Source organism: Marinobacter sp. MIT930201 (assembly GCF_047122665.1).
Lineage (GTDB): Bacteria > Pseudomonadota > Gammaproteobacteria > Pseudomonadales > Oleiphilaceae > Marinobacter > Marinobacter salarius.
The window spans coordinates 2,253,612-2,279,011 of record NZ_CP138916.1 but is presented as its reverse complement, the minus strand read 5'-3'; the positions used below and the strand labels follow the sequence as shown (position 1 = coordinate 2,279,011).

The following is a 25,400-nucleotide window of genomic DNA, read 5'->3' as shown; positions in this document are numbered from 1 at the left end:
GTCCGTTATGAAAGCTACAGAAGCCAAGTTACTAGATTTCCTGAAGAAATCGCCACAATTCGTCATTCCGATCTATCAACGAACGTATTCCTGGCCTGAGCAACAATGTCGTCAACTGTGGGACGACATTATGCGCGCTGGTAACAACGATGGTGTATCAGCACATTTCATTGGCTCGGTAGTCTACATCGAGAAGGGGCTATACCAGGTGTCCAGTCAATCGCCATTACTGGTCATTGATGGGCAGCAGCGGCTGACCACCACGATGCTGATTCTTGAGGCGCTAGCCCGACACCTTGGAGAAACAGAACCTCTGGAGGGATTCTCGGCTAAGAAGCTACGCAATTACTACCTGCTCAATCCGTTGGAAGACGGTGAACGTGCTTACAAACTACTTTTGACGCAAACCGACAAAGAGAGCTTGCTGGCGTTAGTCACGCAAAAACCGTTACCCAATGACGGTTCTCTTCGAATTCAGGAGAACTTTGAGTTCTTCAACAGTCAGATTGAGCGGCTTAACGGGGAGCTGGAAACCCTATGCCGGGGGCTTTCCAAGCTTATCATCGTTGATATTGCGCTAAGCCGAGACCAGGATAATCCCCAACTGATTTTTGAGAGCATGAACTCTACCGGCAAAGCCCTGAGCCAGGCTGACCTGATTCGGAACTATGTACTGATGGGACTGGAGCCGGAGCATCAGACCCGGCTCTATCATGACCATTGGCGTCCGATGGAAGTGGAGTTCGGACAAGAAGGCTATGGCGTTTACTTTGACAGTTTCATGCGTCACTACCTCACGGTTAAAACCGGAGAAATTCCCCGGTTAGACGAGGTGTATGAGGCTTTCAAGCAGCACTCACGTCGTCCCGAAGTAGCAAGTGCTGGTGTCGATTCGCTGGTTGCAGAAATACATGCTTTCGCCCGGTATTTTTGTGCGATGGCGTTGAGCAAAGAGACAGATAAACAACTCGGAATGGCATTTAAGGATCTTCGCGAACTGAAAGTCGATGTGGCGTATCCGTTCCTGCTGGAGCTGTATCATGATTACCAACAGGACAATCTGTCCCGAGAGGATTTTCATACCGCTATTCGGCTAATAGAGGCTTATGTCTTCCGTCGTGCCGTTTGTGCCATCCCTACAAACTCACTGAACAAGACCTTTGCAACCTTTCACAAATCACTGCAAAAGAACCGGTACCTGGAGAGCATAAAGGCTCATCTACTTGGCTTAAGGTCATACCGGCGTTTTCCGAATGACGAAGAGTTTAAAAGAGAACTTGCAGTACGCGACCTCTACAACTTCCGGAGCCGAAGCTATTGGTTACGCCGCTTGGAAAACTTTGAGCGCAAGGAACGGGTTCCGGTCGACGAATACACCATCGAACATATCATGCCGCAGAATGAAAGCCTGTCTGCGCAATGGAGAGATGAGCTTGGTCCCGAATGGAAACGTGTCCACGAGACCTGGCTGCATACGCTGGGTAATCTGACGCTTACGGGCTACAACTCGGAGTACAGTGACCGAGCCTTCACCGAGAAGCGAGATATGCAAGGAGGGTTCAAACAGAGCCCCCTCCGCCTAAATGATGGCTTGGGCGGTGTAGAAGCATGGAATGAGGACGCCATTCAGAATCGTGCTACCAAGCTGGCACGCGAGGCTGTAAAGGTTTGGTCAGCACCGGTATTACCAGACGAGATCCTCGATACGTACCGCAACGTACCTGCCAAACCGGAAGCTTATAGCCTTGAAGACCATCCTCAACTGGTAGACGGCAGCCCAATGCGCGCTCTCTTTGAGCAGCTCCGAAAGGAAGTTTTGGCGCTTGATCCAAGTGTCACTGAAGAAGTCCTCAAGCTGTATATCGCCTTCAAAGCCGAAACAAACTTTCTCGATGTGGTCCCACAAAAGGCCCGGTTGCGACTGTCTCTCAATATGCCATTTCATGAGCTGAGCGACCCGAAAGGATTGGCCCGTGATGTAACGAATCTCGGACGTTGGGGAAATGGCGATGTAGAAATAGGTTTCAGTGAGGAGTCTGAACTGCCCTATGTGATGGGGCTCATTCGACAGGCGTTTGAGAAGCAAATGGGTAACGATGCTGATTGAACATTCCGTATGTGGCCCGGCAACTGGGAATACCTATCTAATCTGGATAAGTTGCCGTCAAAATCGCCATTGCGAGACTTTTCCAGGTCAGGTGGAAACGGGATAAGGCAAATAAGATGGATTCGACATGGGAAGAGCTTTTCGCTGCACTGGAGGCGTTCGAGGACGAACAAGCAGAACAAAAACAACAGGGATTGAACGACTTCAATCTGCTCAGCTCGGTTCTGTCAGTAAATGATGAAGTCCGGCTTCATACCCGGTTTATCTATTCACTGCTGAATCCAAAGGGGAAGCATTATCAGGGAACGCGTTTTTTGGAACTCTTTCTGGATGCTATCGGACGAAAGGATTGGCTGGAGCCAACATCCGCCACTGTTCTGAAAGAACATTGCCCGGATGGTCAAGGAGATCAGATTGATCTTTGGATAACCGATGGCAACCGTCAGATCGTCATCGAGAACAAACTCAACGCGCAGGATCAGCACAGGCAAGTAGCGCGTTACCTGGAAGTGATTAACGCCACGGATCCGGCGAAAGCGGACGACACGCTGTTTATCTACCTGACGAAGAATCGACAAAACCCCTCAGCCTTCGGTCTGGGTGGGTTGACGGTTTGTCACCAGACGTTGCGTTTGCTCAACACTAACAGACAGCCAGTCGCTCAATATCAAAATCTCAGTTACCGGAGAAATACCCGGCAAAACAATATTCATACCTGGCTAGAGTCATGCGTTAACGCGATCGACCAGCAATCTAACATCGCTTGGGCGTTGCAGGATTATCAAGCAGTGGTAGAAAGGGCGACAAAGGAGTATGTGAGCAAGGTGAAAACGTTGAAAGAGGTACTCGATGACGGGATTGCTGAAGGAAAGCGACACCATGAGCAGGCGATCCAACTGGCCAGAGAATTACCGACCATACACGCCAGCTGGCTTGAGCAAGCATTAACAACGAATTTGGAAGAGTTATTCGAGCCGCTTGTCGCTAAAGGTGCCATGACCCGGATCGGCCCAGAAAACGTCGAGTTGCTGAGACCCTTCGTACATACCGCCTTTCAAAATGATGCTTCCAGCCTCCTGTACGAGCCTAGATTTAATTTTTTCCGACCGGGTAATGGAACACGCAACCGGGGCGCTTTCTATCGACTGGAGACCGGGCCATGGGCAAAGGATGCGATTCTTATGCTGTTTTACGGCTCCAAGATGCTGCATGTCGGCTGCCTGCTTAAAGAACGTGCTAATGGCTCTGTGGAGGACCGGATGCTAACTCTGGAACTTTCAGAGCCTGCTGCACTGGCAAGCAAGATATTTCCTCAGGTTATGACATACGCCGAAGCCCTTGAGTACCAAGGCATCATTCACCTTGCCGATTTTTCCAACAGCCCACAACGAGTAATTCTGGGCCAACTTTTAACAACCTTGGTTTGTGCTGATAGCACGACCGTATCAAAAGGAACCGAGATATGAGCTACGACGCCAACTTTGATCAGGCCCGACTCGACCAACTGGCGGAACAACACCTGACAGATAGTACAGCCGAAGGGAAAGTGTTTTTCATGAGCGACTCCGACGAAAACCGACTCGATCATGCTCGTTGGCAGTTTGAGGAAGCTGATCACAATGCATTGAAGAATTCCGGCTTCAAAATGCATCTGATGGAGTTGCTGGATACCTTGCTGGTGTATCGCGCCGAGCACGATAAACCAAACGCTGGCCAGGGCGTTGTAAAGATTCGCGGAAACGATCTGGCAATCGAGTGGCTGCCAAGGAGCAAGTTTGAAGAACTACGGGACGTGTGAGCCTGTAATGACGTGTCATTAGTGCCAGCTGCTGAGAGAACCTGCGCCAGTATTTCTCCAGGAAGAACGGATAGATAATCTGATTCCGAGCTCGCAAGCAGGAGTGGGAGTTCCCTCACACCACGAGCCTACAGTTCCATACCAAGTCTGGGCTTTATGGTAAGACTCCTCGCTCCAGCTGGCCGATTAGCGTGCGGACTTTCTCAATACCCTCTTTAGTTCCCATCAGTGAGTCTGGTGTGCAGCTTCCCAATCCATGGGCCGGCGAGGACAACCACCTGTCTGCAGCCCCGCGATCACCCTCGAACATCTCCACCGCCTCAGAATAGGCGAGGTTCCTGAGCTCATCGGTTGTCATTTGATCATTGGTCATTGGTGATTCTCCAGTTGCTACAACACCTGAGTGTTTCACATATTTGCTCGAAATCAATGGTATCTTATCAATGCCTCTGCTCATTGAATTCGCAGAAACACTTCCACTGTGTCAAAAGAGAGCACCTAGTACCCTTTTCGCCCACTGCTCCACTGACGCAGAGTCCAGTATCAACTTGTTGTGATCGGGAGTCCTCTGATGAGGTATACGTTTGTATCCTTCTGAGAATTCCCTATCCAGCTTTTTCGTTGGCCAACATAACGATTTTTTGACCAAAAGCTGGCATAACTCTTCAACCTTCGAGTTCCAATCGTAAACGTCATTTGGTTGCCTTATGAGCAACGTTGACAGTCTTTTCTCTTTATCTGTGGTGTCTATTTCCACAAGCGCGTAAATCTGGTGCTCATATTTCAGTACTCGATAAACTACACATCTTGGGTTGCCATCAGGTAGACGATATTTGGAATGACCTTGCAACACTGGCAATTTGCGGATCTGTCCAGAGAGTACTTCGCATCCGTTTGCTTCCAGGTGATCGACCATTAAAACAAACGCTTCAAATCTATGAAGATAAAGATGAGCGTCATCGCTCTGGTCATCAACACCATCAAATACACCTGAGGGAATCTCCCCTCTGATGGTAGGTTCGTCGGTGCTCACCTCGGTGTGAGCGTCACCTGTTAAATTTATCTCTTCTGTGCCTTTGCCCGCCCTGGTTCGTCTCCGACCGTCATAGGGTTTACGAGTAGTGTAGGCAGGCTCGGAAAACGACAATATCACGGGTGGAACTTGAAGTTGATATTCACCAGTATCCGATGACGCTAGCTCATCATCGTTTATTTGAAATGCCTCCGTCGGAACGCCGGAATCCGGCCGCCTGGTGGCATTTCCTGCGCTCTGCTCAGCAAGCTTCGGATCAAAAAACTCAATCTGTTTTGAACTCTGGGTATTCAGATTTTTAACGCTATCAATTTCGTACACAAACATGACTTCAGATTCAGGGAGATACTGTCCACGTAGCGATATCTTCACGTTTTTTAGCGGAGGAGGATCAAATCGAAATCGCCAAAGTCGATAACCATTCAGGTCCTCTCCTTCAGTCAACTGGTATTGAGCAATACTACTAAACGACCGTCGAACTTCATCATCTAAAAGAATCCATGCCAACACCCTGCGTTGTGCTGTGTTACCACGAGGATTCAAGGGGAGTGAACAAGTCGGTAAGATGTGAATTTCAGCAGTGTCTGGCTCGTCACCCGGCTGAATATCAAATTCTTCTTTCAACCCACTTGGCCTCATCGCGAGCCGAGTCATGTACGAATAGTGAAAAAAGAGAACTCTGGCCAGCTCAATTTGAGGTAAGAAGAACTCGATACCACCAGACTCAAACTTGAAGCACCACTGTTCATGATCTTCCTGCTCGCGGATATTTTTGATTGGACAGTCGCCTATCAGGCAATGTCCCCAGGTAGTCGCGTCATACACCTGGATTTCCTTTTCGTACCCGGCTCGTGCCACATCACCTGTCGCTGTAACGTTGAGAAGCCGCCGTCTTGGCATCAATCCCACTTGGGAGAGACTGAAGTGCTTTTTCCTCTGACCGGGGTCGAGCTTGATATTAATTCGCCAGTCTGCGGTGCCGAGGCGCCGGTGTATCGAACCGATTTCTTTAACTCGACTGTTGTCCTCGATGCCCTTGATTATTGGAGTTGTCGTCGCTTTCTTCGAGGTCATTCAAGTAATCTCGTGCTTCTTCGGTGAGTCGTGTTTCACTGAGCCCGGCAACGCGTAATAATCGCCAACGTGGTGGGTGCTCGAACCCCTGCTTTAGTTGCCACCATGCGTTTCTTAGCCGCCTCATCTGATAGTCGGGAACGCTCTCGGTGTAGCGCTCAAGCAGCTGCTTGGTTCGCGGCAACCGGTTGATTTTCTTTTCCAAGGTGGAGAGCTTACCCAGCTGTTTCAGCAAATACGTCTGTGACCGCCGAGGGCCGCGTTGGTCAGTCCACAAAAATGTCAAAATTTCCCGCAACTTACTCTGATATTGCAGATCCCGCCGCCGCCAATCAACCCTCGGTTTTCTTTTAATAACGTTTACTCGTGGCTGGGCTTGATTTACCTGTTTCAGCCAGAGTCGGTCGTACCGGTACAATCGTGCGTACAGCGCAGGGGCTGCCGAGCGAGCCTTTTTCGGTGGTTGCTCTGCCAGCATTTTCATCCAATCGTGCTGATCTTGCGTTAAACATTGGTTCGTGCCAACGGGAGGCCCCACTGTTGACTCTGGTGACAAGTGCGCTGGCAACACTTTTACACTGCCAATAACATCGACAATCGACCAGCCCTCAGGCAAAAGCGCGTGGTGAACAATAATGTGTTGGAGGTAGCTGAAGGATTTCCGATGCTTCCGGAACATCGCCCGCAGCCAGCAATAATCCGAGTTCCGATCTATCACCAAACCATATCGCCGCAAAAACTCGGCAGACCAAAGGGAGGTCACGGCCTCGGCAATCTCACTATGGTTGATGTGAGCTTGGCCGCGAGTAAAGCCATGCTGACTAGCCAGCCAATGATAGTGAATAGACCACTGCTGATAACTCGGTGACGTGGCCTGCTGTTGTCCTAATAGCTCCCTGACCTGAGCCAGAATCATCTGCGATTCGTTGCGAGCTGGCCGTTGGGGAAATAACGGGCAAGTATCAGGTGAAGCGTCATGGTAGCGGTGTTGATCCGCTAGGGGGCGAGCAATGGCCGTATTGATGAGTTCACCGTGCTTTTCACAGCAGTCCACTCCGGCTATCTGCCACTCCCGCTTCCAGAAATATTCTCCAAAGGTTCGTTTTTGCTTGTTCAGGCACCCGGAACAATACCGAACCTGACCCGGCACCTTCACAAGCGATGCGGTTACGCCCATCGACAGGTGCACTGCACCCCGAGATTGTCCAGCCATCCATGCCAGACATCGTTTGCGGCGTTCTTCCGGGATAAATGGGGCATACAAGGGGAATAGAGTATGCCGATAGGCAATCGTTTCGACGGTATATTCAGAGGGCAACCAGCTAGAAATCCTATGCAGCTGGTTAGGCAAATCCAGCGTCGCAATGACGTTGCGGTTACCATACACGTCATCCAGCAATTCCTTAGGGCTAATAATCCCTTCCCGAATTCCTGCCCTGGCCACTGTGCTGTATATCAGCTCTTCAGGGTAAGGAACTGGGAAATTCAGCATGGCATTTACGCCTGGTTACCGGAACCCAGCCACTGGGCGCTGTTAAACACCAGCCCCGATTGATGCGCAGCCTCCAGCATCTCGTCTTCGTTTGCCGCTTGAGAGTGCATAAAGCGCAAATCATCAGAATCGAGGGTATGCCAATCTTTCACTTTGACCGATTTAGTTTTTTGCTTTCCCGTCACCGGTTGCAATTGCTCGGAAGACTTGTACCAGTCAAGAATGATGGGCATGAGGTCTTTTAGCTGTAACTCGGCGTGCTCCTCAAATGCTCGTTGGATTAGTGGTTCCAAAAGGTCTGAGTCATAGCCCATGTCAGCCAGCATGTTGTGCAGCCGAATTGCCTGATCGTTTCCGTTGTACTGAACGGATTTCCGGATCTGCTCTTGGGTAGATTCCAGAAGGGTACTGAGCTCCAGAATCTTCTTATCCACATCCGGGATTATGAGGTCTGAGAATTGGGCAATTAGGCTTGGATCGCCGGAACGTAAAGCTTCCATCATCGGGTGAATCGGCTTCAGTTCGTCGTCATAAACTTTTTTCATTATATTGGGTGTGATTCGTTCTGTGCCTGTTACAACCGCTCGGATCTGGGACAGAACGAACAACTTGATAACGACATCCATGATGCCCTGAGACAGATCGAACCAAAGATCCCTTAAATCATCCGACATGGTGTCACTGGCTTTGGTGAGCCACTGGTACTTCCAAAGCTTTCTCGTGAACGCACCCCATTCAGTTCGGTCTATGTTTTCGTCGGCTGTAGGTTTACGCAGTGGTTCCCACAATATTGATCCAAACCCCGCTCCTCGCCGTGCAGATCGAAGATCTGTCTCAAAGATCGGCCGCGCCTTTGGTGTTCCAACCATCACCACCGGCACGGAGATTTCATTTACCAAAGTGACAAAGAAATTCAGCATCCTCTCAGCCCCACCGGCTTTACCAAGATTCAGGTGCTGTATTTCATCGATGACCAATACGCCAATCGCATAAGTGTTTGCCAACTGAGACATTAGCGCGATCATTGCCTCTACACCGTGTCGCTTTTCGCCGTATTGCCGGACATAATCTGTACCAAGAATGGAATCGATTTCCCGGAAAAAATTATGGCATAAGCTTTTAAGAGTTCCGTCATGAGGACAATCGATTTTCAGGAACACAATCTGAATGAAATTATGTTTCGGGTGATGAATCATCTGTGGATAGGTTGCCAGAATGCGGTTTAGCGAGCTGGTTTTGCCGGAACCGGAGCACCCGATGAACGCGAGGCTTTTCGCAGTCGACTCGACGTGATCAAAGCGAAATGCCTTCAAGTCTCCGCTCTTGATGCGCTCATATCCGTTCTGTAAATGGGCTGATAGATCACCAGTGGCAATATTGCGACCAACATACCCCTGGCGCAGCATGATCGAGATTTTTGATTCAAGCTCGATATGGCGTGCCAGCGGCTGGAAGAAACCGTCCAGTAGCTGAGAGATGATATGAACCCGCGTCTGACCGTCCAGGTATATTTCTGACGGCCGAAGCTCCATGGTCTCACTGAGCCCGGCTATGAGCTGTTTGCGCTCGGGAATTGGCGGTAACGCCTCAATCAGTGGATTGCCAAAATATGCCGGTATGCCGGTGTCCTGATAAACGGCACTCACCATTCCCGAAGGTAAAGTCATTCATCGTCTCCAAACAGCTCATCCAGAAAATCCGGGAAAGCTCCATCATCCGGTTTGCCATGCAGGTAGGTTACATCAGATTTCGGTTTGCTACTGTCAGGCTGACGGGCATTTGTTTGTGCGGCCCTTTCAACGTCCCGCTCTTTCCTGCGATTATCGCGTATACCCCTGACAGTTTCGGCTTTGGATTGCTTCTTGGTGACAGCAGGGCGGGAACTCTCAGCGTTTTTGATAGTGTTGCTGATTAGATTTTCCAGGTCTCGTTTACTGATTGTCTCTGCCACTTTTGCAGCGCTAGTTGCCTTTCGCTGCGCTTCCTGACTGGCCCATAACTCCCACATAGAGTTGCTACGAAACTGACGCGAGCGATCTGTCAGAGAACATACCCAGTATTCCGAACTCCCTTTTTTTGGAAACAGATAAATACGATCTGCCACTGCAGGATCGTAGGCTGCCTCAAGACCGGTAACTCTGCGGTCTCCGTTACGATGGAGCCACCCGGATGCCAACAGCTCCTTCGACGTGTAATAAGCACCAAAACAGCTGACCCCAAAATCGGAAAGATGAACTTTCTGGCGCGGCAACAGAGCAATCCGCAGCGCTTCTTCCGATACAGTCTTCAACCGACCAGTTCGATTCTCTATACCCCAATTCCAGATATTGAGCGGGGTTAACGCCATGTCGTTTGGCATATCCGAATCGCGATCGTATTTTGACAACACCGCATGTTGGTTCCGATGAAGAATTGAGGCTAGCATGATCTGTGTAAATTCATGGAGGGTCAGTCTCGCGTCCAGCCGGTAGTCTTTTCCGCCTTGCTTTCTGATTTTTGTAGCTGTAACTACGCCCGGTGCAAAGGGTTTAAACTCGGCTTGAAGGGTTCGGAAGTACCGCTCAACAATCCCTTTTGCATCTCCCCGGTATGGCGGAGTAATCTCGATTCGAACTCCAAAGGCTTTCTCAAGCGATTCAATCTGGTGCCCAAGTAGTTCCCCTCGGTCCGCGAGGATCGCGTCTGGCACGCCAACTGTCGGCCACTGCTCTGGTGCAATCTCCAATCCATAATTGGCACAAAGTTCGGTTTTATCCGACATGGAGGTTGTCAGCGCGCTCATGGCCGTGACGTAGGATGGATTTTCCAGGCCAATGTAGAAACCCGTCACCATGCGACTGAAAACATCAACCACCACGTACAAGGTGGGGCGACCTATAATTCTTTGTCGATCAATAGACAACAGATAAATATCGGCAATCGTTGCATCAATTTCATACCTGGAGCCTGGACCAAGCACTCCTGCTGTGGAGGTCCCGATCAATGGCCGGACATCTTTTTGGTAGGAAATTCTATTTGACCTGAGGCGAATGCGATCCGCTTTTTCATACTCCCGATGGTAAAAGTATCTCAACTGAGTCAGTGTTGGATAATCTTCGGGCCGTACCTTGGGATTGTAAGCTTCGAACATATCGATAAATCGCCGATGGGCGTATGCCAACGAGTTACCCTTGTCATTGACGTAATGATGGTCAATTACCAAGCGGAACATTTTTTGGATTGTGGAGTCGGCGGTTATCCCCGTACCAGGTGAGATTTTCCTTGGCCGCCCAAGTTTCTTCTTAGATGTCTTTTTCTGTCCCTTACCCCCGGATTTTCGATAATCAGGTAGAAGTGCATTAGGCATCGCACCGCGCTGCCAGTATTGTCTGAGGTTTTTATATAGCGTTTTCCTCGGCTTACCGGTTTCGTCACTACGAGATTGGACTAACTGGCCTCTACCACTTCGGTAATAAACGTCGTCAGTAGCAAGTAGTGGAGCAATTAAATCATACCGTTGATCCCGAATTATCTGAGCTTTACTACCACGCTCTACGGACAACGAGGCCAATTCCTGGTGTGGATCTGTTGTCCGAAAGAGCTCCTCATCAAAAATTCGTTTTTCAATCGTGGAAGTTCTAACCAATTCTGGCCAAGCTTTTTCTGAGTCAATATTTATCCAGATAGCATGCTGGCCCGACAGCGCCAATATACGAAAACGATCCTGCGCCAATTTGAATATGTCATTGATTCGCAGCATAACTCGCCCTCAGCAACGCAATATCCTCAATCACCTGTAGATCTTGTGCTACCAGCTCGGTCCAAGGAGTGGAAATATCAAACGTTAATACTCTCAAGGCCGCTAGCGTTCTTAACCTGGCTAGCGATGTGCCTGGCTCCAGCGAATAGGACTGGTCAATCAGCATGCCTAACTCCGGGAGCCCGGTATTCGGGTTTTCTTCCAGCACATCGACATAGATCGGTAAGCTCTGAAGCAAGACCTCCGTGGTCTCGTTTTGCACTCGTGCTGAGTAAAGGAACTCAAGGTTTTTCATGATAGTCCGAGGCATCTGCTTATCGGTCATGAGATACCAAGGAATGCCTTTGAGTCTCCAATAGCGTCGCTCAATTTCGAGCTTCTCAACTGTTCGAGGATCCATTAGGTCAGTGGAGGTTTTTACCTGGATGGCGAATTTCTTTGGCCCGGTTGGGGCAGATAAATCAACTACAAAATCAGTGGACATTATCTGATGGCATCCGCCAGCTTCGGGATGCCGGATGCTGGCTTGCTCAGCCATTGAGAGGGTGTCTTCGATTCGAAGAGGAAATTGCTCACGAATGTCGGTAACAGTAGGGTTCCATTCGAGCAACAAGAAGGCGGCCAGTTCAAGATCTGAGAAGAAGTGATGAGTCCGCCCTGTAAGGTGGCCAATAACTCGATGCGAACGCCCCTTCGAGGACAGATCTCGTACCGTCAGCCACGGAAGGTAATCTTCACCGCTACCTTTGCCGCGCCCTTCTTTGATCCACTTTTCAGTTTTCTTGTCGAGCTTGTAGCTGGCCATTCCCTATTAATCCCGAGGAAATAGCCTGACTCTGACACATCGGCCGCCAGTTACCAACTTTATTCTAAAGTTACCAACTCTTTTACCTTGTTACCAACTTTATTATCAACCCACAAGCAGGCTCCGAGTTTGTACCACGCTACTCGACCGTCACACTCTTCGCCAGGTTCCGCGGCTGATCCACATCGGTGCCCTTGAGCACCGCAACATGGTACGAGAGGAGCTGCAGCGGCACGGTATAGACAATCGGTGAGGTGATCGGGTGTACCGACGGCAGCGGCATTACGTGGATACCTTCCTGGGGCCGCACATCCGCTGCCTGGTCAGCAAATACAAACAGCTCGCCACCGCGGGCGCGAACTTCTTCCAGGTTGGATTTCAGCTTTTCCAGCAACTCGTTGTTGGGGGCCACGGTGACCACCGGCATCTCCCCGTCTACCAGAGCAAGGGGGCCATGCTTGAGCTCGCCGGCCGGATAGGCTTCGGCATGGATGTAGGAAATTTCCTTGAGCTTCAGTGCACCTTCCAGAGCCACCGGGAACATGGCGCCACGACCCAGGAACAGACTGTGGTTCTTGTCCATGAACGACTTCGACATTTCGGCGATATCGCCATCCAGTGCCAGTACCTGATCCACCTGGCTGGGTAGTAGGCGAATCGCCTCAACAATTTCTGCTTCGCGCGACTCTTCCAGGCCGTTGTGGCGAGCCAGCGCCAGGGTGAAGATCAACAGCGCGGTCAACTGGGTGGTAAACGCCTTGGTGGACGCAACCCCGATTTCCGGGCCGGCCTGGGTCATGATCACCAGGTCAGATTCCCGCACCAGGGAGCTGCCGGGCACGTTGCAGATGGCCATGGCGGCGCGGAAACCGGCCTTTTTCGCCTGGCGCAGGGCAGCCAGAGTGTCGGCGGTTTCGCCGGACTGGGAGATACACAGGAACAGGGTGTCCGGCTGAATCACGTGCTTGCGGTAGCGAAACTCGGAGGCCACTTCCACGGAACAGGGCACGCCCGCCAGGTCCTCTATCCAGTAGCGTGCCACCATGCCGGCATGGTAACTGGTGCCACAGGCGATGATCTGAACATGGCGAACGTCTTCCAGCAGGTTGCCAGCCTGGGTACCCAGTGCCTGTTCCAGCACACGGGTGTTGGTAACCCGGCCTTCCGTTGTGGCGCGTATGACCCTCGGCTGCTCATGGATTTCCTTGAGCATGAAGTGGCGATACTCGCCTTTTTCGGCAGCGTCTTGGCTGTGTTCAAAACGGTTAACCGCGCGTTCCACCAGCTGCTTGTTACGATCATGAATCTCAATGTGATCACGACGGATATCGGCGATATCCCCTTCTTCGAGGAACATGAAACGGTCGGTGACAGGCAGTAACGCGAGCTGGTCGGAAGCGATGAAATTCTCGCCTATGCCGACACCCACCACCAACGGACTGCCTTCACGGCACACCACCATATGGTCTGGCTCGTCGGCATGAATCACTGCCAGCGCAAAGGCACCGCGCAAACGTTCAATGGCGGTGCTCACGGCCTCGTAAAGGCTGTTGCTGAGGCGGAACTGCTTTTCGATAAGGTGCGCAACGACTTCGGTGTCCGTCTGGGAGGTGAACTCAAACCCCTCGGCTTTCAGTTCTTCCCGTAGCTCCTGGTAGTTCTCGATAATGCCGTTGTGGACAATGGCCAGGCGGTCACCGGACATATGCGGGTGGGCATTGATCTGGGACGGTTCACCGTGGGTCGCCCAGCGGGTATGGGCAATGCCGGCGGCTCCCTCAAGCCCGTTTCCAGTGATGGCATCGGCCAGGGCCGCAACCTTACCCACTTCGCGGGCCCGGTTGATGGCTTGTTTGCCGTCAATTACGGCCATGCCGGCGGAGTCGTAGCCCCGATATTCCAGACGGCGCAGGCCTTCGAGAAGAATTCCCTGAACATCCCTTTCTGATACCGCACCTACAATGCCACACATGTCGCTCTCACCTGTCCGTTGTAAATCGTTTAAATCACTTTTTCGTCGGCCGTTCCCAGCCGGAGATATTGCGCTGGCGAGCTCGTGCGACCGCCAGCTCACTCTCCGCTACATCACGGGTGATGGTAGAGCCCGCGCCGATGGTAGACCCAGAGGCAACGCTGACCGGTGCCACCAGTGAAGTGTTGGACCCGACAAACACGTCATCACCAATAACGGTTCTGGACTTGTTCACCCCATCATAATTACAGGTGATGGTTCCTGCACCCACATTTACGTTACGGCCAAGTGAGGTATCGCCAACGTAACTGAGGTGGTTGATCTTGCTACCCTCGCCGACATCGGCTTTCTTGGTTTCGACAAAGTTGCCCACCTTGGTCCTGGCCGCCAGCCGGGTACCCGGCCGGAGACGTGCAAACGGCCCGATACTGGCGCCTGCACCCACATCCGCACCCTCGATCACTGAGTGCGCTTCAATTTTCGCACCAGCCGCAATCTGGCTGTCCCGTATCACACAACCGGGCCCGACGCTGACGCCGTCTGCCAGGGACACCTTGCCTTCAAACACCACGTTAACATCGATCAGGACATCCTGGCCCACCGACAATTCACCACGCACGTCAATACGGGCAGGGTCGGCCAGGGTGGCGCCCTCAGTCATCAAACGGTCCGCTTCCTGACGCTGCACCCAGCGCTCAAGTTCGGCAAGTTGAAGACGGTTGTTAACGCCCTGGACTTCGTATTCGCTGGCAGGCTGGGCAACGGCGATTTCCACACCGCGATCAGCCGCCATGGCAATGATGTCGGTCAGGTAGTACTCACCCTGAGCATTACGATTGGAGAGCTGCGGCAACCAGTCCTTCAAGTGGCGTGACGAGACCGCCAGGATGCCGGTATTTACCTCCCGGATTTGTTTCTGGGCGTCAGTGGCATCCTTCTGTTCCACGATCGCACGCACCTTGCCACTGTCATCCCGCAGGATACGCCCGTAACCATCCGGCGTTTCCAGGTTCACGGTCAACAACGCGAGTGAACGATCACTTACTTGAGAGACCAGGTTCTGGAGCGTTTCAACGTTGGTTAGCGGTACGTCGCCATAGAGAATCAACACCCGAGCCTCATCCGGCAGAGCCGGCAAGGCCTGAGCAACCGCGTGGCCAGTGCCCAGTTGCTGTTCCTGCAGTGCCCAGATGAGATCTTCGGCGGGGGTAATCTGCCGAACCTGCTCCGCACCATGTCCAATGACGCCATGGATACCGGAGGCGCCCAATTGGCGGGCGGTATCAATAACGTGATGGAGCATGGGCTTGCCAGCCACCCGGTGGAGAACTTTCGGCAGCGACGATTTCATTCTTGAACCCTGGCCGGCGGCCAGAATCACAACGTGAAGGGGAGTCATACGATTACCACGCTCCGGATCGGTAGCCAGTTTCAATGCCTGAATACAAAAAAACCGCACCCTTGGTTGCCTGACAACGTTTCGCTGTTCTCAGGCGACTCAGGATGCGGTTTCGGTGATCGGCAGTCCCGAACAGAAATGCTTAACGCATCTTGTTGCGCAGCTGCTGGATGGTGCGAAGCTGGGCAACAGCTTCGGCCAACTCGGCAGCGGCACGGGAATACTCGAACTCACCCGTTTGGTTGGCGAGTGCCTTCTCAGCCTCACGCTGAGCTTCGATCGCCGCTGCTTCGTCCACATCCTTGGCACGGACAGCTGTGTCCGCGAGCAGCGTTACCAGATTCGGCTGAACTTCCAGATAACCACCAGACACGTAGAGGATCTCCTCCTCTCCGCCCTGCTTGATTATACGGATAGGACCCGGCTTAAGCTGGGTCAGCAGCGGCGTATGACCCGGGGCAATACCCAGGTCACCTTCAGAGCCCGCTGCGATCAGCATTTCAACCAATCCGGAATAGATCTTTGTTTCGGCACTTACCACGTCACAATGCACGGTCATACCCATGTTGTTGCCTCTCTGATCGATCCGGAAACAAGCGCTTTAGGCTCAGATTACTTCTTCGCCTTGCTCTTCATTTCCTTCGCTTTCTCGACCGCTTCCTCAATGGTACCAACCATGTAGAACGCCTGCTCAGGCATATCATCATAGTCACCGTTGAGAATGCCCTTAAAGCTGCTGATGGTTTCCTTCAGGGAAACGTACTTACCGGGGGAACCGGTGAAGACTTCAGCAACATGGAACGGCTGGGACAGAAAACGCTCGATCTTACGGGCACGGGCAACGGTCAGCTTGTCTTCTTCTGACAGCTCGTCCATACCCAGGATGGCGATGATGTCTTTCAGCTCCTTGTAGCGCTGCAGATTGGTCTGCACGCCACGAGCCACTTCGTAGTGCTCGTCACCGATGACCAGTGGATCCAGCTGACGAGAGGTGGAGTCAAGCGGATCGATCGCCGGGTAGATACCCTTGGAAGCGATGTCACGGCTCAGTACCACGGTCGCGTCAAGGTGGGAGAAGGTGGTCGCCGGGGACGGGTCAGTCAAGTCATCCGCCGGTACGTAGACCGCCTGGATAGACGTGATGGAACCGGTCTTGGTCGACGTGATCCGCTCCTGCAGCTCACCCATCTCCTGGGCCAAAGTCGGCTGGTAACCTACCGCGGACGGCATACGGCCGAGCAGGGCTGATACTTCGGTACCCGCCAGGGTGTAACGGTAGATGTTGTCGACGAACAGCAGTACGTCACGACCTTCATCACGGAACTTCTCAGCCATGGTGAGACCGGTCAGGGCCACACGCAGACGGTTTCCGGGAGGCTCGTTCATCTGGCCGTAGACCATCGCTACTTTATCAAGGACGTTGGAGTCCTTCATTTCGTAGTAGAAGTCGTTACCTTCACGAGTCCGCTCACCAACACCGGCGAATACGGAGAGACCGGAGTGCTCTTTCGCGATGTTGTTGATCAGCTCCATCATGTTGACGGTCTTACCAACACCAGCACCACCGAACAGGCCAACCTTACCACCCTTGGCGAACGGGCAGATCAGGTCGATAACCTTGATGCCGGTTTCCAGCAGGTCGGCAGATGCAGACTGATCTGCATAGCCCGGTGCCTTGCGGTGAATCGCCCAGCGCTCGTCTTCGCCGATCTCGCCCTGTTCGTCGATCGGACGACCCAGAACATCCATGATACGGCCCAGAGTCTGGGTGCCAACCGGTACCGAAATGGCCTTACCGGTGTTGTCTGCTTTCAGGCCTCGCTTGAGACCCTCGGTGCTGCCCATGGCGATGGTACGAACAATGCCGTCGCCCAGCTGCTGCTGGACTTCCAGAGTTGTTTCGCCACCTTCAAGCAGCAGTGCGTCATATACGTTGGGTACGGAGTCACGTGGGAATTCCACGTCGATAACCGCGCCAATGATCTGAACGATGTGTCCGCTACTCATGCTCGGTTCCTCGTTATCTAGATAGTCAATAAAACCAGTTGGATTGTTGGCGGATCAGACCGAAGCCGCGCCGCTGACAATCTCCGAAATCTCTTGGGTGATGGCTGCCTGACGCGCCTTGTTGTACGCCAACTGAAGCTCGTCGATGATGCCACCGGCGTTATCAGTTGCGCTCTTCATGGCGATCATACGGGCGGCCTGTTCACATGCCAGATTTTCTACCACACCCTGGTACACCTGGGATTCAATGTAACGTGGCAGAAGGCCATCGAGGATCTGCCTGGCATCGGGCTCGTAGAGATAATCCCACTGGTTCTTGATCTCTTCCTCGTCTTCCCCCGGAGGCAGCGGCAGAATCTGCTCCACCTGCGGGGTCTGGGTCATGGTGTTCTCGAACTCGTTGCTGACCAGATAAAGACGGTCGATCTTGCCTTCCGAGAACGCGTCCAGCATGACTTTGACGTTGCCGATGAGTTTGTCAGAGCTCGGGCTGTCCCCCAGATGGGTCAGCGCCGCAACGACGTTACCGCCGTAGCTCCTGAAGAAAGAAGCACCTTTCTGCCCGATGGCGCACAGATCAGCCTCTACCCCTTTCTCCTTCCACGCTCGCATGTCACGGACAAGCGCTTTGAACAGGTTGATGTTCAGACCACCGCACAGGCCTCGATCCGTAGACACCACCACATAGCCCACGCGCTTTACTTCACGCTCGACCATGAACGGGTGCTTGTACTGGACGTTCGCCTTAGCAATGTGCCCAATAACCTGACGCATCTTTTCCGCATAAGGGCGTGTCGCCTTCATGCGTTCCTGAGCCTTACGCATCTTGCTCGCCGCGACCATTTCCATGGCGCTGGTGATCTTCTGCGTGCTCTTGATGCTGGATATCTGGTTACGTATTTCTTTTCCGACGGCCATAACTCACTGCCTTCTCAAGTTAGACACTCATTGCTCTAAAATCGGCCTGCAACACGTTGCAGGCCCATTCGTTACCAGCTCTGAGTGGTCTTGAATTTCTCAAGTGCAGCTTTCAGGCTCGCGGCGATTTCATCGTTGTAATCGCCTTTCTCGTTGATCTTGTCGAGAAGTTCTTTCTGCTCGGACCGCATCCAGTCCAGCATCAGTGCTTCGAACTTCACTACATTGTCGACATCAACGTCGTCCAGGAAGCCTTCGTTGGCTGCGAACAGAACCGTACCCATTTCAGCCACGGACATCGGGCTGTACTGGTTCTGCTTCATCAGTTCGGTTACCCGCTGACCGTGTTCAAGCTGCTTACGGGTCGCTTCGTCAAGATCGGAAGCGAACTGTGCGAAAGCGGCCAGTTCACGATACTGGGCCAGCGCCAGACGGATGTTACCGCCAAGCTTCTTCATGATCTTGGTCTGGGCTGAACCACCCACCCGCGATACCGAGACACCCGCGTTCATCGCCGGACGAATACCGGAGTTGAACAGGTTGGTCTCCAGGAAGATCTGGCCGTCGGTGATCGAGATCACGTTGGTCGGTACGAACGCGGAAACGTCGCCGGCCTGGGTCTCGATGATCGGCAGAGCCGTCAGGGAACCGGTCTGGCCCTTCACTTCGCCGCTGGTCAGTTTTTCAACTTCCTCGGCGTTGATCCGGGACGCACGCTCCAGCAGACGGGAGTGCAGGTAGAAAACGTCACCCGGGTATGCTTCACGGCCCGGCGGACGACGCAGCAGCAGGGAGATCTGGCGATAGGCCACAGCCTGCTTGGACAGATCATCATAGATGATCAGGGCGTCTTCACCGCGGTCACGGAAGTATTCACCCATGGACGTGCCGGAGTAGGGTGCCAGGAACTGCATCGCTGCAGGATCGGCGGCGCCGGCGGCAACTACGATGGTGTGATCCATAGCGCCATGCTCTTCCAGCTTGCGCACAACCGCGGCAATGGAAGACTGCTTCTGGCCAACTGCCACGTAGATACACTTGATGCCGGAATCTTTCTGGTTAATGATCGCGTCGATGGCGACGGCGGTCTTACCGATCTGGCGGTCACCGATGATCAGCTCACGCTGGCCACGACCGATTGGCACCATGGTGTCAATGGCTTTCAGACCGGTCTGGACCGGCTCATCAACGGATTGACGAGCGATAACACCGGGAGCCACTTTCTCGACCGGTGAGGTCAGATCGGTGCCCAGTTCGCCTTTGCCATCGACGGGATTACCCAAGCCATCAACCACACGGCCCATCAGTTCCGGACCCACCGGTACTTCCAGGATGCGGCCGGTGCAACGAACCTTCTGGCCTTCCGCCAGGTCTTCGTAGTCACCCAGTACAACCGCACCCACGGAGTCACGCTCCAGGTTCAGGGCCATACCGAATACGCCGTTGGCAAATTCAATCATCTCACCGTACATAACGTCGGCGAGACCGTGGATCAGTACGATACCGTCAGAAACGGAGAGGATCGTACCTTCGTTCTTTGCATCGGAAGAGATATCGAGCTTTTCGATTCTCTTCTTGATGATGTCACTGATCTCGGATGGATTCAGTTGCTGCATGCCTTTATCCTCAAACCTTGTGCTGAAATCAGGAGCCCAGAGCGTCGGCCAGTTTGGTCAGCTTTCCGCGTACAGATGCGTCAATCACCATGTCGCCGGTGCGTACAATCACACCACCGATCAAAGACTTGTCCATTGACGCTGCGAGTGACACTTGGCGCTCGAGTTTGGTCGACAGTGCCTGGGCGAGCTTCTGCTGTTGTTCGTCCGTCAGCTCATATGCCGAGGTGACTTCAATATCAACAGTACGCTCAAAGTCAGCCCGGTACGTGTTGAAGAGCGCTGCAATTTCGGGCAGAAGACTCAACCGGCGGTTGGCCGCCAGAATCATTAAGAAATTGCGAACCGACTCTGTGACGTTGTCTCCAACGCACTCCAGAATCATGCCTGCCTTCTTCTGCTCTTCGGTGCCTGGACTGGCGAGAAGCTGTCGAATGTCTTCGTTGGCTGTAATCTGCCCGGCAACGGTTAGCACTTCAGACCATTCAGCCAGTTGCTTCTGGTCCTGAGCGGCCGAAAATGCTGCCTTTGCGTATGGGCGGGCCAGCGTTCTCAGTTGTGCCATGATGAACCTCGTCGTTTAGAGTTCTGCTGCCAGCTTGTCCAGCATCTCACTGTGCTTGTTGGCATCGACAGAGGTTTCCAGGATCTTCTCAGCACCAGCAACCGCGATGGCGGCAATTTCCGCACGCAACGCGTCACGAGCCTGATTGCGCTCCTGCTCAATTTCGGCCTTGGCCTGCTCAATCAGCTTCTGGCCTTCCTTGCGGGCATCGTCTTTCGATGCTTCCACAATCTGGGCCGCACGCTTGTTGGCCTGTTCGATCAGGCCAGCCGCTTGCTGCTTGGCTTCACGCAGTTCCTGAGCTGACTTTTCCTGAGCCAGTTCCAGATCGCGCGCAGCGCGGTCTGAGGCAGCCAGTCCGTCAGCGATCTTCTTTTGACGCTCCTGCAGTGCGGCCATAATCGGCGGCCACACATATTTCATGCAGAACACGACAAAGATAAAGAACGCGATGGCTTGACCAATCATCGTCAAATTAATGTTCACGTCTTCACCTCTCGCCTGTTGTGTAAAGAATCATCAGACCGGGAAGTTCCCCGGCGGCGACTCGATTAACCGGCGATCTGGCCGACAAACGGGTTGGCGAAAGTGAAGAACAGAGCGATACCAACACCGATCATGGTTACGGCGTCCAGCAGGCCTGCAACGATGAACATTTTAACCTGCAGCATCGGGGTCATTTCCGGCTGACGCGCGGCGCCTTCCAGGAATTTGCCACCGAGGATACCAAAGCCGATAGCAGTACCCAGGGCACCCAGGCCGATCAGCAGTGCAACGGCAATCGCGGTCATTCCAACTACAGTTTCCATGATAACTCCCAGTTTTCAGTTAGGTTTTCAGTTTAAGGGTTTCGGTTTTCAAACTACGGTTTAATGGTTCCGATCAATGACTGTCTTCATGAGCCATGCTCAGGTAAACAATCGTCAGCATCATAAAGATGAACGCCTGCAGCGTGATGATCAGAATGTGGAAAATGGCCCAGGGTACCGACAGCGCCCACTGTGCCCAGAATGGCAGCAGGGCGATCAGGATAAAGATCAGCTCACCGGCGTAGAGGTTACCGAACAGACGCAGTGCCAGTGAAATGGGCTTGGCCAGCAGGCTCACGCCTTCCAGCAGCAGGTTGACCGGTACCAGCAGTACTTTGAGAAAGAAGTTGTCGGAAGAGAACGGGTGCAGGGTCAGCTCGCCGACAAAACCACCAACACCTTTGACCTTGATGCTGTAGTAGATAATCAGGAAGAACACGGAGAGCGACATGCCCAGTGTGACGTTAACGTCCGTGGTCGGCACCACCTTCATGTATTCCAGACCCATCATGTGGAACAGCTGGGGCAGGAAGTCTACCGGCACCAGATCCATCAGGTTCATCAGGAAGACCCAGCAGAAGATGGTCAGCGACAGGGGTGCAATCACCTTGTTTCGGCCGTGGAAGGTCTCCTTCACGCTGGTATCAACAAACTCGATCAGGATTTCAACGAAGTTCTGAAGGCCGCTGGGCTGACCAGAGGTAGCACGCTTGGCCGCCATGCGAAACAGGATCAGGAACAGGGCGCCCAGTGCAACAGCCCATCCAAGAGAATCCACGTGAACGGCCCAGAATCCCATATCGGAGGCTTCCCGGGCATTATGGGCCATGGTCCAGCCCGCTTCTGACATCACCGAACCATCCGCACGCTCGTAACCGGCCGGAAGTTTACCGTAGGTGAGGTTCTGGAGGTGGTGCTGGATATACTCTGATGCGCTGCCTGCCATAACGTTCTCTCAGGTCCTGTTAGCTTCGCTGCGTTCTGCGGCCCGCTAGGAGCGGAGTCAACCAATTGGTGACCAACATGATCGCAAATGATAAAAAAAGTGCCGCTATATCAAGCGACGGAATCCATTTGAACACCATCGTAAACAGGATGGCGCACAGGATGAGCTTGCCGGCCTCACCCTGGTAAAAAGAACTCATGATCTGCCTGGCAGACCGCGCGCCGGAGTAGCGGAAAGCCTTGAAGGCAAAATAACCGTGGGGCAGAAGAAAAATAAGCCCCCCAAACAGTGCTGAATAACCGGCCACCTGGCTTTTAAAGAGGAATGCCAGACTGACGACGACCAATACCACACTTTCTATTACAAACCATCGTGCGATGGGCGGACGCTGTATCCCACCCTGTTCAGCCTTCGTCATGGTATTTCCCGGTTGCCACACCGCTTTGGTTCGGTGCCGTTTATTAATTAGACAATCGCACCGATACAAGCGCCGCAGATTATATGTGTTCAATCTACACGAATCAACAAAACCGGAACGGTCGCTCCGCCCCGAAACACGCAGAAAAACTGGCGTTGGGGGGCATGAGGGACACAAATAGACACCAACATGAAGGGGCAGCACTATATGTAGTGGTACCTAGTCAAAACTGACCTTTGGTACCCCGCCGTTGGTCGCAGAGTGCCAACACTAAATTGTTAACAGTGGCGCTATGGAAATCCTGCCAGGGACGTTACTTGATATGGCCTAAAATGCCATCCAGTTCGTCGAGAGAGGTGTATTCGATCACCAGCTTGCCCTTGCCACGCTGGCCATGGTCGATCGACACCCGGGCACCGAGTCGCTCGGCCAGGTCGTCCTGCAGGGCACGGATGTTCGGATCCACTTCACCCTTGGCTTTCTTGCGGTTCGGCGATTCCTGTTGCACCCGGCGAACCAGGGCTTCCGTCTGCCGCACTGACAGGGATTTCGCGACCACCTGTCGCGCCACCTGCATCTGCTGCTCGGGTTGAAGCGTAAGCATGGCCCGACCATGACCCATTTCCAGATCACCGTGCTCCAGCATGACACGAACGTCTTCCGACAGGCTGATCAGCCGCAGCAGGTTGGTGATGGTGGTACGGGACTTACCCACCGCTTCCGCGACCTGAGCCTGGGTCAGGCCGAACTCATCCTGCAGGCGTTGTAGCGCAAAGGCTTCTTCGATGGGATTGAGGTTCTCGCGCTGGATATTCTCAATCAGCGCCATGGCGATAGCGGCATCATCCGGCACGTCGCGGATAATGGCGGGAATGCGGTCGAGCTCGGCCATCTGGGTGGCTCGCCAGCGGCGCTCGCCGGCGATCAGCTCAAAGCGGCCTTCGGCAATCGGACGCACCACCACGGGCTGCATCACGCCCTGCTGGCGAATGGAGTCAGCCAGTTCCTGCAGGGCCGCCGGATCCATGTCACGGCGAGGCTGGAACCGGCCACGCTGGATCAGGTCGATCGGAACTTCCCGGAGCTCACCATCGTGATCCTTCAGTTCCTGGTCCAGGTTGACCCTGGAGCCCTGCAACAGAGCGCCCAGTCCGCGCTCACCCAGTCCTCGTTTCTTCGCCGCCATGGTGTTTGTCATTCTTCCCGATGAAATATCTGTGTGCAAAGGAGAGGTAGTTTACACGGCAACAGCCGCGGATGTCTTTTGCGATCCATGCCGGCGTACCATCTCACCAGCCAGGGCCAGATAGGCCACCGCGCCCTTGGACGCGCGGTCGTATTTCAGGGCCGGCATACCATAGCTGGGGGCCTCCGCCAGCCTCACGTTGCGGGGGATCACCGCGCGGTAGACCTTGTCACCGAAAAACTCGTTGAGCTGACTGGACACATCCAGAGTCAGGCTGTTGCGGGGGTCATACATGGTGCGCAGGATGCCTTCCACCTGCAGATCCGGGTTGACGGTCTCCTGAATCTGCTCAACCGTGTTCATCAAGGCCGCCAGACCTTCCAGGGCATAGTATTCGCACTGCATGGGAATCAGCACCGTATCCGCCGCTGACAGCGCATTGACGGTCAGCAGGCTGAGGGACGGCGGGCAGTCGATCAGGATGTAGTCGTAGTTCTCCCGCACCTTGTTCAGGGCCAGGCGCAGGCGATGCTCGCGGCCGATTTCGTTCATCAGCTCCACTTCGGCGGCGGTCAGGTCGCCGTTAGCCGGCAGTATGTCAAACCCAGAGACTTCGGCCCGGAAAATCACCTCGGCTGCCGTTGCCCGTTTGGTGAGCATGTCGTAGCCGGAGAGCTCCAGGGCATTCTTATCCACACCACTGCCCATGGTGGCGTTGCCCTGGGGGTCCATATCCACCAGTAACACGCGGCGCTTGGTTGCGGCCAATGACGCAGCCAGGTTGACGCAGGTGGTGGTTTTACCCACACCGCCTTTTTGATTGGTCACTGCAATCACACGCGCCATGACTCGCCTCCTGTCGTGAAATTCTGATGGCTGGAATCCCGACCGATCACCAGCAGGTGCCGGTCGCCGTCCGAGCCAGGTACCGATAATGACTGTCGGGATGTTACCTGCCAACCCACTGGCAGGGCAGCCACCTCATCATCCGGAAACTGGCCTTTCATGGCAAGGAACTCACCCTCATCCGCAAGCAGATGCCCACACCAGTTGACGAGGTTATCCAGTGCCGTAAACGCTCGACTGCTGATCTGCTGGTATCGGATCGCGGGATCACAGCTTTCAGCCCGGCCGTGAATGATCTCCACATTCTTCAGGCCGAGTTCCAGCACACACTGGGTCAGGAAGCGGGTTTTCTTGCTGTTGCTGTCCAGTAGGGTAAAACGCCTTTCGGGCAAGGTGATTGCGAGGGGGATGCCAGGCAACCCACCTCCGGCGCCAACATCCAGCAGATGGTCCGCGGTAACAAATGGCAGGATACTGAGGCTGTCCAACAACTGGCGCGACACCATCTGTCGTGGCTCCCGTACAGCCGTCAGGTTATAGGCCCGGTTCCACTTATTCAGCAGGGCCAGAAACGCCAGCAACTGTTGCTGGCTGGCGCTGTCCAGTTCCAGGTTGAGGTCAGCCAGGCCCTGGGTGAGCTGGCGTTGCCAGAGTGCGTCGCTCATGGGCG

Annotated in this window: 23 protein-coding genes; 3 read left to right on the top strand and 20 right to left on the bottom strand. The window is 53.5% G+C overall.

What is annotated here, in order from left to right; translation table 11 throughout:
• The first annotated feature begins 7 nt into the window (after positions 1-7).
• The 3 genes from SIC19_RS10470 to SIC19_RS10460 all read left to right on the top strand — a co-directional run bounded on the left by SIC19_RS10470 (position 8) and on the right by SIC19_RS10460 (position 3,905).
• Positions 8-2,107 carry a DUF262 domain-containing protein gene (locus SIC19_RS10470; protein WP_127402016.1) on the top strand — a complete coding sequence of 700 codons (2,100 nt, stop codon included), beginning with the start codon at positions 8-10 and terminating at the stop codon, positions 2,105-2,107.
• A 116-nt stretch (positions 2,108-2,223) separates the two neighbouring features.
• On the top strand, positions 2,224-3,573 hold the full coding sequence (locus SIC19_RS10465; protein WP_127402017.1) for a PD-(D/E)XK nuclease family protein: 1,350 nt from the start codon (positions 2,224-2,226) through the stop codon (positions 3,571-3,573).
• On the top strand, positions 3,570-3,905 hold the full coding sequence (locus SIC19_RS10460) for a hypothetical protein (protein ID WP_127402018.1): 336 nt from the start codon (positions 3,570-3,572) through the stop codon (positions 3,903-3,905). Before SIC19_RS10465 ends, SIC19_RS10460 begins: the two co-directional genes overlap by 4 nt.
• A 154-nt stretch (positions 3,906-4,059) precedes the next feature.
• Here SIC19_RS10460 and SIC19_RS10455 read toward each other — a convergent pair whose 3' ends face one another.
• The 20 genes from SIC19_RS10455 to rsmG all read right to left on the bottom strand — a co-directional run bounded on the left by SIC19_RS10455 (position 4,060) and on the right by rsmG (position 25,395).
• Entirely contained in the window at positions 4,060-4,278 is a 219-nt protein-coding gene (locus SIC19_RS10455; protein ID WP_127402019.1) for an antitoxin Xre/MbcA/ParS toxin-binding domain-containing protein, read from the bottom strand.
• A gap of 111 nt (positions 4,279-4,389) precedes the next feature.
• A complete protein-coding gene (locus SIC19_RS10450; protein ID WP_127402020.1) occupies positions 4,390-6,012 on the bottom strand; it encodes a Tn7-like element transposition protein TnsE in 1,623 nt (540 codons plus the stop codon).
• Entirely contained in the window at positions 5,948-7,504 is a 1,557-nt protein-coding gene (locus SIC19_RS10445; RefSeq protein ID WP_127402021.1) for a TnsD family Tn7-like transposition protein, read from the bottom strand. Before SIC19_RS10445 ends, SIC19_RS10450 begins: the two co-directional genes overlap by 65 nt.
• Positions 7,505-7,509: 5 nt before the next feature.
• Complete coding sequence (locus SIC19_RS10440) at positions 7,510-9,171, bottom strand: AAA family ATPase (protein ID WP_127402022.1); 1,662 nt, start codon at positions 9,169-9,171, stop codon at positions 7,510-7,512.
• Positions 9,168-11,243 carry an integrase catalytic domain-containing protein gene (locus tag SIC19_RS10435; RefSeq protein WP_127402023.1) on the bottom strand — a complete coding sequence of 692 codons (2,076 nt, stop codon included), beginning with the start codon at positions 11,241-11,243 and terminating at the stop codon, positions 9,168-9,170. The genes SIC19_RS10440 and SIC19_RS10435 overlap by 4 nt, the downstream gene beginning before the upstream one ends.
• Complete coding sequence (locus tag SIC19_RS10430; RefSeq protein ID WP_127402024.1) at positions 11,227-12,048, bottom strand: TnsA endonuclease N-terminal domain-containing protein; 822 nt, start codon at positions 12,046-12,048, stop codon at positions 11,227-11,229. The genes SIC19_RS10435 and SIC19_RS10430 overlap by 17 nt, the downstream gene beginning before the upstream one ends.
• Positions 12,049-12,187: 139 nt before the next feature.
• Positions 12,188-14,020, bottom strand: a complete 1,833-nt coding sequence (gene glmS / locus SIC19_RS10425) for a glutamine--fructose-6-phosphate transaminase (isomerizing) (protein WP_036211699.1) — start codon at positions 14,018-14,020, stop codon at positions 12,188-12,190.
• 34 nt (positions 14,021-14,054) lie between these two features.
• Entirely contained in the window at positions 14,055-15,419 is a 1,365-nt protein-coding gene (gene glmU / locus SIC19_RS10420; RefSeq protein WP_075196412.1) for a bifunctional UDP-N-acetylglucosamine diphosphorylase/glucosamine-1-phosphate N-acetyltransferase GlmU, read from the bottom strand.
• A 142-nt stretch (positions 15,420-15,561) separates the two neighbouring features.
• Positions 15,562-15,984, bottom strand: a complete 423-nt coding sequence (locus tag SIC19_RS10415; protein ID WP_007153013.1) for a F0F1 ATP synthase subunit epsilon — start codon at positions 15,982-15,984, stop codon at positions 15,562-15,564.
• 47 nt (positions 15,985-16,031) lie between these two features.
• Positions 16,032-17,426, bottom strand: coding sequence for a F0F1 ATP synthase subunit beta (atpD, locus tag SIC19_RS10410; RefSeq protein ID WP_036211702.1), 1,395 nt, complete (start codon positions 17,424-17,426; stop codon positions 16,032-16,034).
• 54 nt (positions 17,427-17,480) lie between these two features.
• Positions 17,481-18,344 carry a F0F1 ATP synthase subunit gamma gene (gene atpG, locus SIC19_RS10405; protein WP_036211705.1) on the bottom strand — a complete coding sequence of 288 codons (864 nt, stop codon included), beginning with the start codon at positions 18,342-18,344 and terminating at the stop codon, positions 17,481-17,483.
• A 71-nt stretch (positions 18,345-18,415) separates the two neighbouring features.
• Positions 18,416-19,960 (bottom strand): F0F1 ATP synthase subunit alpha, encoded by a 1,545-nt coding sequence (gene atpA, locus SIC19_RS10400; protein ID WP_127402025.1) that lies wholly within the window; start codon positions 19,958-19,960, stop codon positions 18,416-18,418.
• Positions 19,961-19,988: 28 nt separating this feature from the next.
• Positions 19,989-20,525 (bottom strand): F0F1 ATP synthase subunit delta, encoded by a 537-nt coding sequence (locus tag SIC19_RS10395; RefSeq protein ID WP_127402026.1) that lies wholly within the window; start codon positions 20,523-20,525, stop codon positions 19,989-19,991.
• 15 nt (positions 20,526-20,540) lie between these two features.
• Positions 20,541-21,011, bottom strand: a complete 471-nt coding sequence (locus tag SIC19_RS10390) for a F0F1 ATP synthase subunit B (RefSeq protein WP_036211711.1) — start codon at positions 21,009-21,011, stop codon at positions 20,541-20,543.
• Positions 21,012-21,076: 65 nt separating this feature from the next.
• Entirely contained in the window at positions 21,077-21,334 is a 258-nt protein-coding gene (gene atpE, locus SIC19_RS10385; protein ID WP_012138088.1) for a F0F1 ATP synthase subunit C, read from the bottom strand.
• A 73-nt stretch (positions 21,335-21,407) separates the two neighbouring features.
• The gene (gene atpB / locus SIC19_RS10380; protein ID WP_036211714.1) at positions 21,408-22,280 is read right to left on the bottom strand and encodes a F0F1 ATP synthase subunit A; all 873 of its coding nucleotides are present in this window, start codon (positions 22,278-22,280) and stop codon (positions 21,408-21,410) included.
• Between the two features lie 19 nt (positions 22,281-22,299).
• The gene (locus SIC19_RS10375; protein ID WP_036211717.1) at positions 22,300-22,698 is read right to left on the bottom strand and encodes a F0F1 ATP synthase subunit I; all 399 of its coding nucleotides are present in this window, start codon (positions 22,696-22,698) and stop codon (positions 22,300-22,302) included.
• A 313-nt stretch (positions 22,699-23,011) separates the two neighbouring features.
• A complete protein-coding gene (locus SIC19_RS10370; protein WP_036212072.1) occupies positions 23,012-23,884 on the bottom strand; it encodes a ParB/RepB/Spo0J family partition protein in 873 nt (290 codons plus the stop codon).
• Between the two features lie 51 nt (positions 23,885-23,935).
• Positions 23,936-24,730, bottom strand: a complete 795-nt coding sequence (locus SIC19_RS10365) for a ParA family protein (RefSeq protein WP_036211720.1) — start codon at positions 24,728-24,730, stop codon at positions 23,936-23,938.
• Positions 24,718-25,395 (bottom strand): 16S rRNA (guanine(527)-N(7))-methyltransferase RsmG, encoded by a 678-nt coding sequence (rsmG, locus tag SIC19_RS10360; RefSeq protein WP_036211723.1) that lies wholly within the window; start codon positions 25,393-25,395, stop codon positions 24,718-24,720. The genes SIC19_RS10365 and rsmG overlap by 13 nt, the downstream gene beginning before the upstream one ends.
• Positions 25,396-25,400: the final 5 nt, after the last annotated feature.